This window comes from Duganella sp. BJB1802 (assembly GCF_013369445.1).
Classification (GTDB): domain Bacteria; phylum Pseudomonadota; class Gammaproteobacteria; order Burkholderiales; family Burkholderiaceae_D; genus Rugamonas; species Rugamonas vulcania_A.
On the sequence record NZ_JABWEF010000003.1, the window covers coordinates 327884 to 342289 of the forward strand.

Consider the following 14406-nt stretch of genomic DNA (forward strand, 5'->3'; position numbering starts at 1 on the left):
CTACCTGAAGGGCAAGCCAAGCAGCCGCAACCATTTGCGGTCGCCGGGATATTGCGCGCGGTCGTCGACGCCGAGCTGGCGCGGCGCGGCGGCCGGCAGGCGGAAGGTGCCGAACAACTGGTCCCAGATCGAGACGGTGGCGCCGTAGTTTCCGGCCTCGTCCCGGTTGGCGCTGTGGTGGAAGCGGTGCAGCTCGGTGCCGGTCAGCAGGCGGTTGAACCATCCCGCCCTGGCGTCGACATTGAAGTGCGACACCAGTCCCTGGAAGCCGTTGAACACCGACGCCGCGAACACCGCCTCCGGCGAAAAGCCGAACAGGATGGCCGGCAGCATCAACAGCACGCGCACGTAGGCGCTGTTGATCGGATGTCCCACCACGTGCATGAACACGTAGACCTCGCCGGGCAAATGATGGATCGCGTGCGTCTTCCACAACCAGCGCGCCAGCGGGCCGCGTCCCTCGTGGCTGTAGCGGTGCAGCCAGTACCACAGGAAATCCGACAGCAGCACCGCGCAGACCGCTTCGCCCTGCCAGGGCAAGCTGCTGCGCAGCACCGGCAGCCCGCGGTGATGGGTGGCCAGCCAGGTGACGGCCCAGGTGGCCGCGGCGATGGTCGCGCCGTTGACGACCAGCATCGGCAGGTCGCGCGTGAAAAACGAGGCCTTGGTCATGTTCCACTCGCGGCGCATCGGCATGAGGCGTTCGAGCGTCACCATCGTCGCGATCATGGCCGCCAGGTAGGCCGGATACGCCTTGCCCAGCGGACCGAGAAGGCCGCCGACCGAGGCGTGGATGAAGGCCAGCGTGGCGGCCAGCGCGAGCGGATAGAACAGGTAGCGCGGCCAGCGCGCGGCAGCATGGGAAGAGGACATGGATTACACTCCTGAAGTGGACAGGTGTCCATGATCGCCCCCCGCCCGCCGTCCGCGACAGCGCGCAGGCCGGGCCGATGTCCGATAGCAGACAATCCGCCGCTCAATGTCCAGGAACGCCATGACCGACCGCCCACCCGAACCGGACCGCCGCGTCCTCAAGACCAAGGCCGCGCTGCGCGACGCGATGCTGGACCTGATGGCGCTGCGCGGCTGGGACCAGATGACCATCCAGGAGATCTGCGACCGCGCGAACGTGGGCCGCTCAACCTTCTACGTGCACTACCAGAGCAAGGACGAGCTGCTGTCCGAGGGGCTGAACGATCTGCGCGACATGATCGCGGCGCAGACCGCGGAGGCGGGGCACGCGAACGTCCACTTCCTGGCCGGCCTGCTGGAGCACATGGCGCAGCAGCGCGACGTCTTCCGCGCCGCCATCGGCCGGCGCGGCGGACAGGGCGTCGCACGCCGCTTCAGGCACATGGTGTGCCAACTGGTGGAGATCGAACTGAAACGGCGGCCCCACCCGGCGGCGGCCCATCCATGGGTGGCCCGCTTCGTGGCCGGTGGCGTGGTCGAGGCGATGACCTGGTGGGTGGACGCGCCCGAACCGCCGCCGATCGCCACCATGCAGCGCGAGCTCGACGCGCTGGCCCAGGCCGCGCTGGGCGGCAGCGCCGCCGGCGCGGCGATTGGACGCTAGTCCCTGAACGCCGGCGGGCGCTTGCTCATGCCGGACATCATCGCCTCCTGCAGGTCGGCCGACATCAGCATGGCGGCGTTCCATGTGGCGTTGTAGTTGAGGCCGTCGGCCACCGAGTGGTCGCGCGCGTAGCTGATCATTTCCTTCACGCCGCGGATCGCCAGCGGCGCCTTGGCCGCGATGTCGGCCGCGATCGCGCGCACGCCCGCACGCAATGCCTCGGGCGATTCGAACACGCGGTTGACCAAGCGGATTTCCTTCGCCTCGGCGGCGTCGACCTTGCGCGCCGTGTAGGCCAGCTCGCGCGCCATGCCCTCGCCGATCAGGCGCGGCAGGCGTTGCAGGGTGCCCACGTCGGCGGTCATGCCGATGTCGATTTCCTTGATGCTGAACCAGGCGTCGTCCGCGCAGTAGCGCATGTCGGCGCAGCAGATCAGGTCGATGCCGCCGCCCACGCAGGCGCCATGCACGGCGGCCAGCACCGGCTTGCGGCAGCGCTCCAGGCTGGTCAAGGTGTCCTGCAGGTCGAGGATGATGCGGCGCAGGTTCTCGCGCGTGCGGCCGTCGCATTCGTCGCGGATCTGCGCGCCCAGGCCCATCATCATCTGCAGGTCGATGCCGGCGGTGAAGGCCTTGCCCTCGCCCTCCAGGATCGCCACGCGGATCTCCGGCGTGGCGTCGATGTGCTGGAAGGCGCTGCGGATGTCGTTCCACATCGCCAGGTTCATGGCGTTGAGTTTTTCCGGGCGGTTCAGGCGCACGGTGGCGATATGGTCGGCAACGTCGAGGGTGACGGTTTCAAAGCTGGGCATCGGGGTCTCCTGTTGGGTATCGCTCAAGAATAACCCAGATGGGGCGGCCGCAACAAGCCGGCCGCCCCGCCGTCCTCACTGCTGCGGATAGGTGACGGTCAGCGTGTAGCTCGATGCAGCGTAGCCGTTCAGCAGCACGTAGGCGTTGCCGTTGGCCGCGTAGGACACGGTGCAGCTCTCGGTGCTGGTCGGGCCGTCGGACTTGCAGTCGTAGCTGGTGGTGCTGGCCGCGCCGGCCTTGCGCACGTACAGGTCGGTGTCGCCGCTGCCGCTGAGCGCGGCCTTGAAGCTGCCGCCGGCCGCCACCGCGAACGGACCGTAGGCGCGGGTCTGGCCCCTGGTCAAGGTGCCGGTGTAGGTCTCGGTGTGGTCGGCCGGCGGCGCCACGCCGGGGCCGTCGCTGCCCAGCTCGACCGCGTAGGCCAGCGCCATGCGCGCGAACTTGAGCGCATGGTCGGCCTGGTTGCCGCTGTTGGCGTAGGTGTCGTTGGCGGTGTGGATGTAGGGGTCGTCCTCGCCCATGGCGGTCTCGAACGGCATCGACGTCCAGTAGCCGGCCGCGTTCCACGAGGCGTGGTCGGAGCAGGCGTAGCCGCACTGGTCGTGGCCGATCTTCAGGGTCGGCAGGTAGGTCGTGATCAGGTTGCCGACGAAGGTGTTCTGGGCGCTGTCGGTGTAGTCGGTGAACAGGTAGATGTCGTCGGCCGAGCCCTTGTAGTTGGTCATGTCGAGCTGCATCACGCCGACCACGTTGACGTTGTTGGCCTTGTGGTTCTGCGCGATGTCCTGCGAGCCGCGCAGGCCCACCTCCTCGGCCGCGTAGCCGATCAGCTTGATCGTGCGGCGCGGCTTGTAGCCGCTGGCGATCATCACCCGCAGCACCTCGGTCAGGCTGGCGATGCCGGAGGCGTCGTCGTCGGCGCCGGGCGCCTTGGTGGTCTCGCTGGTGCCGGCCTGGTTGATCGAATCAAGGTGACCGCCCAGCACCACCACTTCGTTCGGGTTGTCGGTGCCGGTGATGGTCAGGATCACCGACTTTTGCGGCCAGGACGCGTGCGTGTACTGGGTGACGGCGATGTCGCTGCGGCCGGCGGCCATCGTGGCCCAGCGCTGCATCAGCCAGTTCGACGCGTTCACGCCGTTGTTGGTGGTGTAGTAGCGGTTGGCGTAGGCCGACATGTCGACGATGGTCTGGCCGATGTTACTGGCCTGCATCTGCGTCAGCATGGGATTGACCACGCTTTGCTGGTCGATCACGTACGACGGCCGCGCCACGGCCAGTTGCGCGACGCCGGCCTTGGACGGCGTCAGCGCGGCGATGCCGGCCGCTTCGCTGGCGTGGAACATGAAGCCGCCGCAACGGCGCAGCTTGCGGTGCACGGCGGCCGACAGCGCCAGCATCTGCTGCTCGTCGACCTCGACCAGGTGGACCCGCTCGTGGCCGGGCCGGACGGCGAAGCTGGCGCGGCTCTCGCGCGCCAGCGCCTGCGGCGCCACTTTCTGCAATTGGGCATAGGCGGCGTCGCCGACGCTGATCCAGATCTTGTCGGACTGGGCCAGCGCGGAAGCCGATGCGCCGGCCAGTAAGCCAGCGACCAGCACAGCAATGAGTCGAGTTGTCATTTCCGTCTCCATGTCAAAAAAACATTGTTGGGACGGGCAACGGTATGCTCTTCGGCGGGGCGAGTCAAAAAACTTGCGGAATTCGACATCCGGGCGGGAAATGTCCAGAGTTTAACAAGCGGCGATGTGCGCTTGGCCTGCCGCGTCATCTATAATGGTTGTTTCTCCAAATTTAATCAGCCAAATCATGGAATTAGCCAAGTCTTTCGAGCCTGCCGACATTGAACAATTCTGGCGTACCGAGTGGGAACAGCGCGGTTACTACACCGCCACCCTCGACGCCGGCAAACCTTCGTTCAGCATCCAGCTGCCGCCGCCGAACGTGACCGGCACCCTGCACATGGGCCATGCCTTCAACCAGACCATCATGGACGGCCTGACCCGCTACCATCGCATGCTGGGCCACAACACCGCCTGGATCCCCGGCACCGACCACGCCGGCATCGCCACGCAGATCGTGGTGGAGCGCCAGCTGGACGCGCAGAAAATCTCGCGCCACGACCTGGGCCGCGAAGAGTTCGTCAAGAAGGTGTGGGAGTGGAAAGAGAAATCCGGCTCCACCATCACCGGCCAGATGCGCCGCCTGGGCGCCTCGCCGGACTGGCAGCGCGAATACTTCACGATGGACGAGCCGCGCTCCAAGGTCGTCACCGACGTCTTCGTGCGTTTGCACGAACAGGGCCTGATCTACCGCGGCAAGCGCCTGGTCAACTGGGACCCGGTGCTGGGCACCGCCGTCTCGGACCTGGAAGTGGTGTCGGAAGAGGAAGACGGCTCGATGTGGTACATCAAGTACCCGCTGGCCGACGGCAGCGGCATGCTGACCGTGGCCACCACCCGTCCTGAAACCATGCTGGGCGACGTCGCCGTGGCGGTCGACCCGACCGACGAGCGCTACCTGCCGCTGGTCGGCAAGATGCTCAAGCTGCCGCTGACCGACCGCGAAATCCCGATCATCGCCGACGAATACGTCGACAAGGAATTCGGCACCGGCTGCGTGAAGATCACGCCCGCGCACGACCTGAACGACTACGCCGTCGGCCAGCGCCACAAGCTGCCGCTGTTGACCATCATGACCTTGGAAGCGAAGATCAACGACGAGGCGCCGGTCGCCTACCGCGGCATGGACCGCTTCGTTGCGCGCAAGCAGATCGTCGCCGACCTGGACGCGCTGGGCCTGCTGGAGCAGGTCAAGCCGCACAAGCTGATGGTGCCGCGCGGCGACCGTACCGGCGTCATCATCGAACCGATGCTGACCGACCAGTGGTTCGTCGCCATGAGCAAGCCGGCGCCGGAAGGCACTTTCTTCCCGGGCAAATCGATCGCCGAGACCGCGCTGGACAAGGTCGCCAACGGCGAAATCAAGTTCGTGCCGGAAAACTGGAGCACCACCTACAACCAGTGGCTCAACAACATCCAGGACTGGTGCATCTCGCGCCAGCTGTGGTGGGGCCACCAGATCCCGGCGTGGTACGACGACGCCGGCAACATCTTCGTCGCCAAGACCGAAGCCGAAGCCATCGCGCAGGCCGCCGCCAAGGGCAGCACCGGCCCGCTGCGCCGCGACAACGACGTGCTCGACACGTGGTTCTCGTCCGCGCTGGTGCCGTTCTCCACGCTCGGCTGGCCTGAGGAAACGCCCGACATCAAGGCCTTCCTGCCATCGTCGGTGCTGGTGACCGGCTTCGACATCATCTTCTTCTGGGTGGCGCGCATGGTCATGATGACCGCGCACTTCACGGGCAAGGTGCCGTTCGAGACCGTGTACGTGCACGGCCTGGTGCGCGACTCGACCGGCCAGAAGATGTCCAAGTCCAAGGGCAACACGCTGGACCCGATCGACCTGATCGACGGCATCGGCGTCGAAGCACTGGTGGAGAAGCGCACCACCGGCCTGATGAACCCGAAAGCGGCCGAGAAGATCGCCAAGGCCACGCGCAAGGAGTTCCCTGAAGGGATCGCCGCCTACGGCACCGACGCGGTGCGCTTCACGATGGCCTCGTACGCCTCGCTGGGCCGCAACATCAACTTCGACCTGGGCCGCGCCGAAGGCTACCGCAACTTCTGCAACAAACTGTGGAACGCCACCCGCTTCGTGCTGATGAACACCGAGGGCAAGGATTGCAGCGCCAGCGTGGCCGACCTGTCGAACGCCGACAAGTGGATCATCTCGCTGCTGCAAAAGGCCGAGCTGGACGTGGCCAAGGGCTTCGAAGACTACCGCTTCGACAACATCGCCTCGACCATCTACAAGTTCGTGTGGGACGAGTACTGCGACTGGTATCTGGAAGTGGCCAAGGTGCAGGTGCAGAGCGGCACCGAAGGCCAGCAACGCGCCACCCGCCACACGCTGCTGCGCGTGCTGGAAGTGGTGCTGCGCCTGGCGCATCCGGTCATCCCGTTCGTCACCGAAGCGCTGTGGCAGGCTGTTGCGCCGCTGGCCGGCAAGACGGGCGACTCGATCATGATGCAGCCCTACCCGATCGCCAACACCGCCGCCATCGACGAATCGGCCGAGGCGTGGATGCAGCAACTGAAGGCGCTGACCGACGCGACCCGCAACCTGCGCGGCGAAATGCAGCTGGCGCCATCGCTGCGCGTGCCGCTGATCGTCGAGCCGACCAACGCGGCCGACAAGGCGGCGATGGAAGTGTTCGCACCATACATTCAGTCGCTGGGCAAATTGTCCGAGGTGCAAATCGTCGACGCGCTGCCGGAATCGCCGGCCGCCGTATCGATCGTCGGCACGACCAAGCTGATGCTGAAGGTGGAGATCGATGTGAAGGCCGAGCGTGAGCGCCTGTCGAAAGAGATCGCCCGCGTAGAAGGCGAGATCAACAAGGCCAACGGCAAGCTGTCAAACGAAAGTTTCGTCGCCCGCGCGCCGGCCGAGGTGGTGGCGCAAGAGAAGGAACGCGTCGCCAACTTCTCCGCCACGCTGGACAAGATGCGCGAGCAATTCGCCAAGCTGCCAGCCGCCTGATAGGTTCAGCTAGCAAGCAAAAGCCGCCCGGTGCAAGCCGCGCGGCTTTTTTTTACTCCGAACAACTGGGGTCAAGTCTGGCATTCGGACACGAGCTCGGCGCATAACACGGGGGGTCAAGTCTGACATTCGGACACGAGCTCTGCCGTAACCGCCCGCTTGGCCGGCTCGTGTCCAGATGACCCACGGCAGAGGCCGTGTCCGAATGCCAGACTTGACCCCACTTTAGCGATCGATGCGGGTCGTCATCAGGATCGAGGTGGTGGTGCGCTCCACGCCGTCGAGCGCGCCGATGCGGTCCACCACGGCATCGAGCCCCTCCACCGAGCCGGCTTCGACGCCGGCAATGAAGTCGTAGATCCCGTTCACCGAATGCAACGTCCGCACGGCGGCGAACTTGCGCAAGGCGCTTTCGATGCCGGGCGTGAGCTTGGGCGTGGCCGTGATCATCACCAGCGCCCGCACCAGCCCGGCACGATGATCCGCGCTGGTGCGCACCGTGTAGCCGATCACGACGCCGGATCGCTCCAGCCGCTCAATCCGGCTTTGTACCGTCGTGCGCGACAGCCCGAGCTTGCGCGCCAGCTCGCTCGTGGTGGCCCGCGCGTTTTCGCGCAACAGGGCAAGCAACTGCTGATCGATATCGTCCATGATTTCCTTTTGCCGAAATATTCGTCATTTTGCTCAGTATATTCCCGCAATTCGTCGGCCTGCGCAATGCAATTTGCCGACGCCGTCCGCACAATGATGCTTCTGAATCCAAGGAGATTATCGATGCGCGACGTGATCATTATCGGCGGCGGCCACAACGGCCTGGTGTGTGCCCACTATCTGGCCAGGGCCGGTCTGAAGGTCACGGTGCTGGAGCAGCGCAACGTGGTCGGCGGCGCGGCCGTGACCGAGGAATTCCATCCCGGCTTCCGCAATTCGGTGGCCGCGTACACCGTGTCGCTGCTCAACCCCAAGGTGATCAACGATCTGGAGCTCAAAAAACACGGCCTGCACATCGTCGAGCGCCCGCTGTCGAACTTCCTGCCGCTGGACGACGGCCGCTACCTGAAGATAGGCGCCGGCCAGACCGAGGCCGAGGTGGCGAAGTTCTCGCCGCGCGACGCCAGCCGCCTGCAAGCCTACGCCCAGCATCTGGAGACCGCCGCCGGACTGCTGCGCGACACCGTGCTGCAGACGCCGCCCAACCTGGTCCAGGGCGGCTGGCTCAGCGCCCTGCCCGAGCTGATCAAGGCCGGCGGCCTGGGCAACCGCATGCGCAAGCTTCCACTAACCACCCAGCGCGAGCTGCTCGACCTGTTCACCAAGTCGGCCGGCGATTATCTGGACGGCTGGTTCGACAGCGCGCCGATCAAGGCCGCCTACGGCTTCGACAGCATCGTCGGCAACTACGCCAGCCCCTACACGCCCGGCTCCGCCTACGTGCTGCTGCACCACGTCTTCGGCGAGGTCAACGGCAAGAAAGGCGCGTGGGGCCACGCCATCGGCGGCATGGGCGCGATCACGCAGGCGATGGCCCGCTCGGCCGAGGCGCGCGGCGTCGAGATCCGCACCGGCTGCGGCGTGCGCGAAGTGCTGCTGGATAAGGGCCGCGCGGTCGGCGTGGTCACCGCCAAGGGCGAGCGGCTCGATGCGCGGGTGGTGGTGTCCAACCTCAACCCGCGCCTGCTGTACACGTCGCTGGTCGACGCGTCCGCCCTGCCCGCCGACTTCCTGCGCCGCATGGAAGGCTGGCGCTGCGGCTCGGGCACCTTCCGCATGAACGTGGCGCTGTCGGAACTGCCGGACTTCAGCTGCCTGCCCGGCAAGACGATGGCCGAGCATCACGGCAGCGGCATCATCATCGCGCCCAGCCTGGACTACATGGAGCGCGCCTACCACGACGCCCGCGCGCTGGGCTGGGCGCGCAAGCCCATCGTGGAGGTGCTGATCCCCTCGACGCTGGACACTAGCCTGGCGCCGCCCGGCCAGCACGTCGCCAGCCTGTTCTGCCAGCACGTCGCACCGCAGCTGCCCGACGGCGCCAGCTGGGACCAGCACCGCGACACCGTGGCCGACCTGATGATAGACACCGTGAACACCTACGCGCCCAACTTCAAGCAGTCCGTGCTGGGCCGGCAGATCATGAGCCCGCTCGACCTGGAACGCACCTTCGGCCTGGTCGGCGGCGACATCTTCCACGGCGCGCTGGGATTGGACCAGCTGTTCTCGGCGCGGCCGATGCTGGGCCACGCCGACTATCGCGGCCCGATCGCCGGCCTGTACACCTGCGGCGCGGGCACCCACCCCGGCGGCGGCGTGACCGGCGCACCGGGCCACAACGCGGCGCACGAGGTGCTGCGCGATTTCAAGCAGAAAAAATATGCCTGATCAATGGCGCAGCAGCTCGGCGTAGCGGTCGATGTCGACATTGCCGCCGCTGATGATCACGCCGACGCGCTTGCCCTGCAGCTGATCCTTCATCGCCCGCGCGGCGGCGAAGCCCAGGCAGCCGGTCGGCTCCACCACCATCTTCATGCGGCCGGCGAAGAAGCGCATCTCGTGGCGCAGCTGCTCGTCGCTGACGGTCAGGATGTCGTCCACGTCGCGCCGGATGATGGGGAAAGTCAGATTGCCCAGGTGCTGCGTCTGCGCGCCGTCGGCGATGGTCTTCGGCGTCTCGATGTGCACGATGCTGCCGCTGCGGAACGATTGCTGGCCGTCGTTGCCCGCCTCCGGCTCCACGCCGTAGATGCGGGTCGACGGCGAGATCGCGCGCGCCGCCAGCGCCGAGCCGCTCAGCAAACCGCCGCCGCCCAGGCAGACGAACAGCGCATCCAGGTGTCCCACCGTCTCCAGCAATTCCTTGGCCGCCGTGCCCTGGCCCGCGATCACGTCGGCGTGATCGTACGGCGGGATCAGGGTCAGCCCGTGCTTCTGCGCCAGATCGCGGCCGATCTGCTCGCGGTCCTCGGTGTAGCGGTCGTAGGTGACCACTTGCGCGCCATAGCCGCGCGTGGCGGCCACCTTCGAGGCCGGTGCGTCGAGCGGCATGATGATGGTGGCCGGAATACCCAGCAGCTTGGCCGCCAGCGCGATCGCCTGCGCGTGATTCCCCGACGAGAACGCCACCACGCCGGCGCGGCGCTGTTCGGGCGTGAAGCGCGCCAGCGCGTTGTAGCCGCCGCGGAATTTGAAGGCGCCCATGCGCTGCATGTTCTCGCACTTGAAGAACACCTCGGCGCCCAGCTCCTCGTTGGCGGTGCGCGAGGTGGCCACCGGCGTGTGATGCGCGTGGCCGGCGATGCGTTCCGATGCGGCGACCACGTCGGCGTAGGTTGGGAGAGTCAAATCGTTCATCATAGTCCTTGTCATTGCCATGGCCAGGCCACACTGGTGCCTGTGCCGGTTGCCACGGCGCGCTGCTGCAGCATGCGCGCCACCAAAAGATCCTGCAGGGCGATGCCCGTCATGTCGAAGATGGTGACGGCGCCGGCCGCGACGCCCTGGCGCGCGGGACCGCCGGCCGCCAGCAGGTCGCCGAACTCCTTGCCCGGCGTCTGCGGCGCCCACTGCAGTTCGCCGATGGCGAGCGCCTGCGTCAGGTCGTCGACCCAGACGCTGGCCCGCGCCAGCAGGCCGGCCGGCAGTTCGCGCTTGCCGCGCGTGTCGCTGCCGACGCAGTTCAGGTGGGTGCCGGGACGCACCGCCTGCGGCGAGAACAGCGGGCCGCGTCCGGTGGTGGCGGTGATGACGATGTCGCTGTCGGCCACCATCGCGTCGGCGCCACCGCCGGGCGCGATGTCGCAGCGCTGCGCGAAGCGCGCCTCGAACTTCGCGTCGCGGCGGCCGTCGGAGGTGCGGTAGCGCACCGTCCGCAGGCCGGGCAGCGCGCGCAGCGCATAGTCCAGCTGCGCGCCGCCCTGCACGCCGGTGCCGAACACGCACAGCGCGGCGCTGTCCGGGCGCGCCAGCGCCAGCAGGCCCAGCGCGCCGGCCGCAGCCGTGCGCTCGGTGGTGACGGCGACGCCGTCGATCAGGCACTGCGGCCGTCCGCTGGCCGGATCGAACAGCATGATCGTGGCCTGGTGGCCGTCCGCGCCGTAGCGGCGGTTGCCGGGCCAGAAACCGGCCGCCTTCATGCCCAGCAGCTCCATGCGCGCCACGCCGCCGGACTTGATGCCGAACACACCCTGCGGCAGCGCTTCGCGCACCAGCGGGAAGTTGCGGCCCTCGCCGACCGCGTGCAGCAGGAAGGCCGCGCGCACGGACGCCAGCACCTCGTCCGGGCGCAGCAGCGCGGCGGCCTGGTAGCGGTCCAGCAGCAACAGTTGGGCGGCGTTATTGGCCATCGCGCACATCGTTGTAGACCGTGGCGCGCGAGACGTTCAGGTAGTTGGCGACGATGTCCATGGCGCGGCGCACGTCGCTCAGGCCGGACTCCTTCAGTTCACGCATCAGCGCCTTGCGCTCGTCGGCCTTGAGCGCGCGCGGCGTGGTGGCCAGGCGCGCGGCGAACTGGTCGATGCGGGCCCGGAGGGCGTCGGCGCCGGCCGGCTCCAGCGTCTCGCGCACGGCCGAGTCGTTGTCGACCGCGCTGAACTGGGTCAGCACGGTGTTCAGGCTGCGGAACACCGTCAGGTCGACGTTCATGCACAGCGCGGCCACGTACTGGCCGCTGCTGTCCTTGATGCCGATCGAGGTGCTCTTGGCGCGGCGGCCGTCGGCGAAGATGTTCGGGTAGTTGGCGATGACCTGGGCGACGTCGGGGTCGGCGGCGCGCGCCAGGCCCAGCTCGGTTGCCGGCGCGCCGACCTCGCGCCCGGACAGGTTGTTGTGGATCGCCAGGATGGCGTGCTCGGGATTGGTCAGATCGTGCAGCACCACCTCGCAGAACGGCGCCAGGGTCTTGCCCAGGCCGTCGGCGATCTGCTTCAACTGCTCGATCAAATTTTGCTGTTCGGATGTCTTTTTCATTTGCACATATTATCTTGTTTTAGATAATTTGTGTAAACGCGATGAAAATAGTACGACCGGTCATTTTTTTGCTACACTCGATGGATACAACAACCTTGGAGACCCCACATGAAATTCCTCGCTTTGCTCATCACCGCCGCGCTGTCCATCGCCCCGGCCTTCGCCGACGACAGCTCCCCGGTCGGCCTGTGGAAAAACATCGACGACGTCAGCGGCAAGCCGAAAGCGCTGATACGCATCACCGACACCAACGGCGTCTTGCAAGGCAAGATCGAGCAACTGTTCCGTGCGCCGTCCGAAGACCAGAATCCCAAATGCGAGAAGTGCGAAGACGCTCGCAAGAACCAGCCTGTCATCGGCCTGGTGATCATGACCGGCCTGAAAAAGGACGGCGACGAATACAACGGCGGCGAGATCCTCGATCCGGACAACGGCAAGGTCTACCGCAGCAAGATGCACCTGACCGACGGCGGCAAGAAGCTCAGCGTGCGCGGCTACATCGGCGTGCCGATGCTGGGCCGCTCGCAGGTGTGGGTGCGCCAGGAATAAGCACCACCGCGCGAACCAAACCGAACCCCGCAAGTTGCACGTCAACTTGCGGGGTTTTTTCATGGGCGTGGCGGCTTCCACAATATTCCGGCGCAAGGCCCGTCTGCATCAGCATGGACGCGCCCTCCACTCAACCCGAATATTTCACGGAGCCTGAACAATGAACGACATCCTCCCGCCCCCTCTGCAGCGGCGCCCCGGCCGGCTTGAAGCGGCGGTACTGAAACTGTTTACGCGCAACGCGCAGGTGCTGCACGTCGAGGATATCGGCCCCGCCTTCCGCCTCATCACGCTCGGCGGCGAGGCGCTGCGCAACGTCGCATGGACGCCGGGCGACAAGCTCCAGATCCAGCTGGGCGGGTGGGTGCAGCGCACCTACACGCCGATGGATTGGGACGCTGAAAGCGGACGCACGCGCATCCTGGTCTATCTGCACGCCGACGGCCCCGGCACGCACTGGGCGCGCCTGGTGCGCAAGGGCGACGCCTGCACCGTCTTCGGTCCGCGCAGATCGCTCCGGCTGGAGCAGCCGCGCGGGCGCGCCATTCTGTTCGGGGATGAAACGTCGCTGGGCCTGGCGGTGGCCTTGTCCAGCCAGGCGTCGCCGCTGCGGATGGTGTTCGAGGTGGGCGCCCTGGCCGAGGCGACGCCCGTCATCCGGCAGCTCCGGCTGGATGACGCCCACCTCTGCGTCCGCCTTGAGGGCGGCGAGCACTTCAACGAGCTGGACGCGCACATGTCGGCGCAGCTGCAAGCACACCCGGCGGCGGAGATCGTGCTGACCGGGCAGGCCGGCTCGATCCAGCACATGAGCCGGCTGCTGCGCCAGCAAGGTGCGGCGGCAGGGCGGCGTCAAAGCAAGGCGTACTGGGCGCCCGGCAAGGCCGGCATGGATTGACGCCGCCCGGCGCGGACTCAGGCGATATCGCCAGCCGCGGCCGTGCCCTGCCCCTGACGGCGGCGCGCGACCACGCCCAGCAGGCCCAGGCCGGCGAACAGCATCGCGTAGGTTTCCGGCTCCGGCACGGCGGTCACCGAAATATCCAGGCGGCCGATGGATTGCTGGCTATTGAAATTCAGCGCGGTCCAGTCGAAGTTGGCCGGCACGTAGTGGCCGTCGTCGACAAAGCTCGGGTAGGGATTGCCGGTAACGACATGCACCACGCCGTGCTCGTCGATGCCCTGGTTGGGGCCGCTCTGGCCGCCGCCGATGCCATAGGCGCCGTTGGCCAGCGAGTAGGCGAAGTTGTTCTGCTCGGTGCCGGCGTCGTACACATGACCGGCGCCGCCCAGCGCCAGCGACAGCTTGCCGCCACCAGCCAGCGACGACAGGTCGATGGCCTTGGCGTTGTCGTTCCCGATGAAGAAATCGTTGCTGAGCACGACCATCGCGGCGTAGCTCAGGTAGCGGTTGGCGCCGTTCAGGTCGACGTTGTGCAGCGTGAAGGTGCTGCTGGCGCCGGGGAAGCGCGGGCCGCCCGGCAGCGTGGTCTGCAGACCGCCGGCGACCTGGCTGGCGAAGTTCGACGTGAGCACGCCGGCGTTGCCGTCCTCGGCGGCGCGCTCGATCGCCACCGAGGCCGCGCTGCCGGCGTCGAAGCTGTCGAAGCCGCCGTTGTGCAGGCCCAGCCACAGCGGCGCGACGCCGACCCCGCCGGCCGGCGCGGTGTTGGTGAAGGTGAAGGTGACGTCGGCCGCCTGGGCGGCGCAGGCGGACAGGCCGACGCATGCGGCCAGCACAGCCTTGGCGAGAGTGTAAGGTTTCATCTGATTGTCTTCCCTGGTGAGTGAACGAGGCCGCGCCGATGCGCGGTCCATGTTGGTCACACGACATCGCCCCGCCCTTACAAAGATTTCATTTTTATATTTTTTGTATCCGTTGTAAGGATGTAGCAGCG

The 14406-nt window shown here is 66.9% G+C and carries 13 protein-coding genes; 5 read left to right on the top strand and 8 right to left on the bottom strand.

Annotated features, from left to right (window positions below; translation table 11 throughout):
* Complete coding sequence (locus HUX88_RS06915; protein ID WP_176361271.1) at positions 1–873, bottom strand: sterol desaturase family protein; 873 nt, start codon at positions 871–873, stop codon at positions 1–3.
* Positions 874–994: 121 nt separating this feature from the next.
* Between HUX88_RS06915 and HUX88_RS06920 the strand changes: the two genes are divergently transcribed.
* Positions 995–1576, top strand: a complete 582-nt coding sequence (locus HUX88_RS06920) for a TetR/AcrR family transcriptional regulator (protein ID WP_176361272.1) — start codon at positions 995–997, stop codon at positions 1574–1576.
* Here HUX88_RS06920 and HUX88_RS06925 read toward each other — a convergent pair.
* Together HUX88_RS06925 and HUX88_RS06930 are read right to left on the bottom strand one after the other, a co-directional pair.
* On the bottom strand, positions 1573–2388 hold the full coding sequence (locus tag HUX88_RS06925; protein ID WP_117012911.1) for a crotonase/enoyl-CoA hydratase family protein: 816 nt from the start codon (positions 2386–2388) through the stop codon (positions 1573–1575). The two genes, HUX88_RS06920 and HUX88_RS06925, sit on opposite strands and share 4 nt — an antisense overlap.
* A 75-nt stretch (positions 2389–2463) precedes the next feature.
* On the bottom strand, positions 2464–4011 hold the full coding sequence (locus HUX88_RS06930; protein ID WP_176361273.1) for a M20/M25/M40 family metallo-hydrolase: 1548 nt from the start codon (positions 4009–4011) through the stop codon (positions 2464–2466).
* Between the two features lie 187 nt (positions 4012–4198).
* Between HUX88_RS06930 and HUX88_RS06935 the strand changes: the two genes are divergently transcribed.
* Positions 4199–6994, top strand: coding sequence for a valine--tRNA ligase (locus HUX88_RS06935; RefSeq protein ID WP_117012909.1), 2796 nt, complete (start codon positions 4199–4201; stop codon positions 6992–6994).
* Between the two features lie 225 nt (positions 6995–7219).
* On the opposite strand, the gene HUX88_RS06940 is transcribed toward HUX88_RS06935, so the two are convergent.
* Complete coding sequence (locus tag HUX88_RS06940) at positions 7220–7645, bottom strand: Lrp/AsnC family transcriptional regulator (RefSeq protein ID WP_176361274.1); 426 nt, start codon at positions 7643–7645, stop codon at positions 7220–7222.
* A gap of 123 nt (positions 7646–7768) precedes the next feature.
* On the opposite strand from HUX88_RS06940, the gene HUX88_RS06945 reads away from it, so the two are divergent.
* Positions 7769–9373 (top strand): NAD(P)/FAD-dependent oxidoreductase, encoded by a 1605-nt coding sequence (locus tag HUX88_RS06945; RefSeq protein ID WP_176361275.1) that lies wholly within the window; start codon positions 7769–7771, stop codon positions 9371–9373.
* Here the strand turns inward: HUX88_RS06945 and HUX88_RS06950 are convergent, their stop codons facing one another.
* The 3 genes from HUX88_RS06950 to HUX88_RS06960 are packed head-to-tail and all read right to left on the bottom strand — an operon-like array spanning position 9374 to position 11959.
* Positions 9374–10342: a threo-3-hydroxy-L-aspartate ammonia-lyase gene (locus tag HUX88_RS06950; protein WP_176361373.1), complete on the bottom strand. Its 969-nt coding sequence runs from the start codon at positions 10340–10342 to the stop codon at positions 9374–9376. It lies immediately after the preceding gene.
* A gap of 11 nt (positions 10343–10353) precedes the next feature.
* Entirely contained in the window at positions 10354–11343 is a 990-nt protein-coding gene (locus HUX88_RS06955) for an ornithine cyclodeaminase family protein (protein WP_373886625.1), read from the bottom strand.
* Positions 11324–11959 (bottom strand): transcriptional regulator, encoded by a 636-nt coding sequence (locus HUX88_RS06960; protein ID WP_117012905.1) that lies wholly within the window; start codon positions 11957–11959, stop codon positions 11324–11326. Before HUX88_RS06960 ends, HUX88_RS06955 begins: the two co-directional genes overlap by 20 nt.
* A 108-nt stretch (positions 11960–12067) precedes the next feature.
* On the opposite strand from HUX88_RS06960, the gene HUX88_RS06965 reads away from it, so the two are divergent.
* Positions 12068–12508: a DUF2147 domain-containing protein gene (locus HUX88_RS06965; protein ID WP_117012904.1), complete on the top strand. Its 441-nt coding sequence runs from the start codon at positions 12068–12070 to the stop codon at positions 12506–12508.
* Positions 12509–12668: 160 nt separating this feature from the next.
* The gene (locus tag HUX88_RS06970; RefSeq protein WP_176361276.1) at positions 12669–13406 is read left to right on the top strand and encodes a siderophore-interacting protein; all 738 of its coding nucleotides are present in this window, start codon (positions 12669–12671) and stop codon (positions 13404–13406) included.
* A gap of 17 nt (positions 13407–13423) precedes the next feature.
* Here HUX88_RS06970 and HUX88_RS06975 read toward each other — a convergent pair whose 3' ends face one another.
* A complete protein-coding gene (locus tag HUX88_RS06975) occupies positions 13424–14275 on the bottom strand; it encodes a spondin domain-containing protein (protein ID WP_176361277.1) in 852 nt (283 codons plus the stop codon).
* Positions 14276–14406 lie beyond the last annotated feature (131 nt).

Excerpts from the sequence above, each read along its gene's own strand:
- HUX88_RS06955 (WP_373886625.1), bottom strand. The coding sequence starts at position 11,343 with ATGTGCGCGATGGCCAATAACGCCGCCCAACTGTTGCTGCTGGACCGC.
- HUX88_RS06970 (WP_176361276.1), top strand. The coding sequence starts at position 12,669 with ATGAACGACATCCTCCCGCCCCCTCTGCAGCGGCGCCCCGGCCGGCTT.
- HUX88_RS06915 (WP_176361271.1), bottom strand. The coding sequence starts at position 873 with ATGTCCTCTTCCCATGCTGCCGCGCGCTGGCCGCGCTACCTGTTCTAT.
- HUX88_RS06925 (WP_117012911.1), bottom strand. The coding sequence starts at position 2,388 with ATGCCCAGCTTTGAAACCGTCACCCTCGACGTTGCCGACCATATCGCC.
- HUX88_RS06960 (WP_117012905.1), bottom strand. The coding sequence starts at position 11,959 with ATGAAAAAGACATCCGAACAGCAAAATTTGATCGAGCAGTTGAAGCAG.
- HUX88_RS06965 (WP_117012904.1), top strand. The coding sequence starts at position 12,068 with ATGAAATTCCTCGCTTTGCTCATCACCGCCGCGCTGTCCATCGCCCCG.
- HUX88_RS06935 (WP_117012909.1), top strand. The coding sequence starts at position 4,199 with ATGGAATTAGCCAAGTCTTTCGAGCCTGCCGACATTGAACAATTCTGG.
- HUX88_RS06950 (WP_176361373.1), bottom strand. The coding sequence starts at position 10,342 with ATGAACGATTTGACTCTCCCAACCTACGCCGACGTGGTCGCCGCATCG.
- HUX88_RS06945 (WP_176361275.1), top strand. The coding sequence starts at position 7,769 with ATGCGCGACGTGATCATTATCGGCGGCGGCCACAACGGCCTGGTGTGT.
- HUX88_RS06975 (WP_176361277.1), bottom strand. The coding sequence starts at position 14,275 with ATGAAACCTTACACTCTCGCCAAGGCTGTGCTGGCCGCATGCGTCGGC.
- HUX88_RS06940 (WP_176361274.1), bottom strand. The coding sequence starts at position 7,645 with ATGGACGATATCGATCAGCAGTTGCTTGCCCTGTTGCGCGAAAACGCG.
- HUX88_RS06930 (WP_176361273.1), bottom strand. The coding sequence starts at position 4,011 with ATGACAACTCGACTCATTGCTGTGCTGGTCGCTGGCTTACTGGCCGGC.
- HUX88_RS06920 (WP_176361272.1), top strand. The coding sequence starts at position 995 with ATGACCGACCGCCCACCCGAACCGGACCGCCGCGTCCTCAAGACCAAG.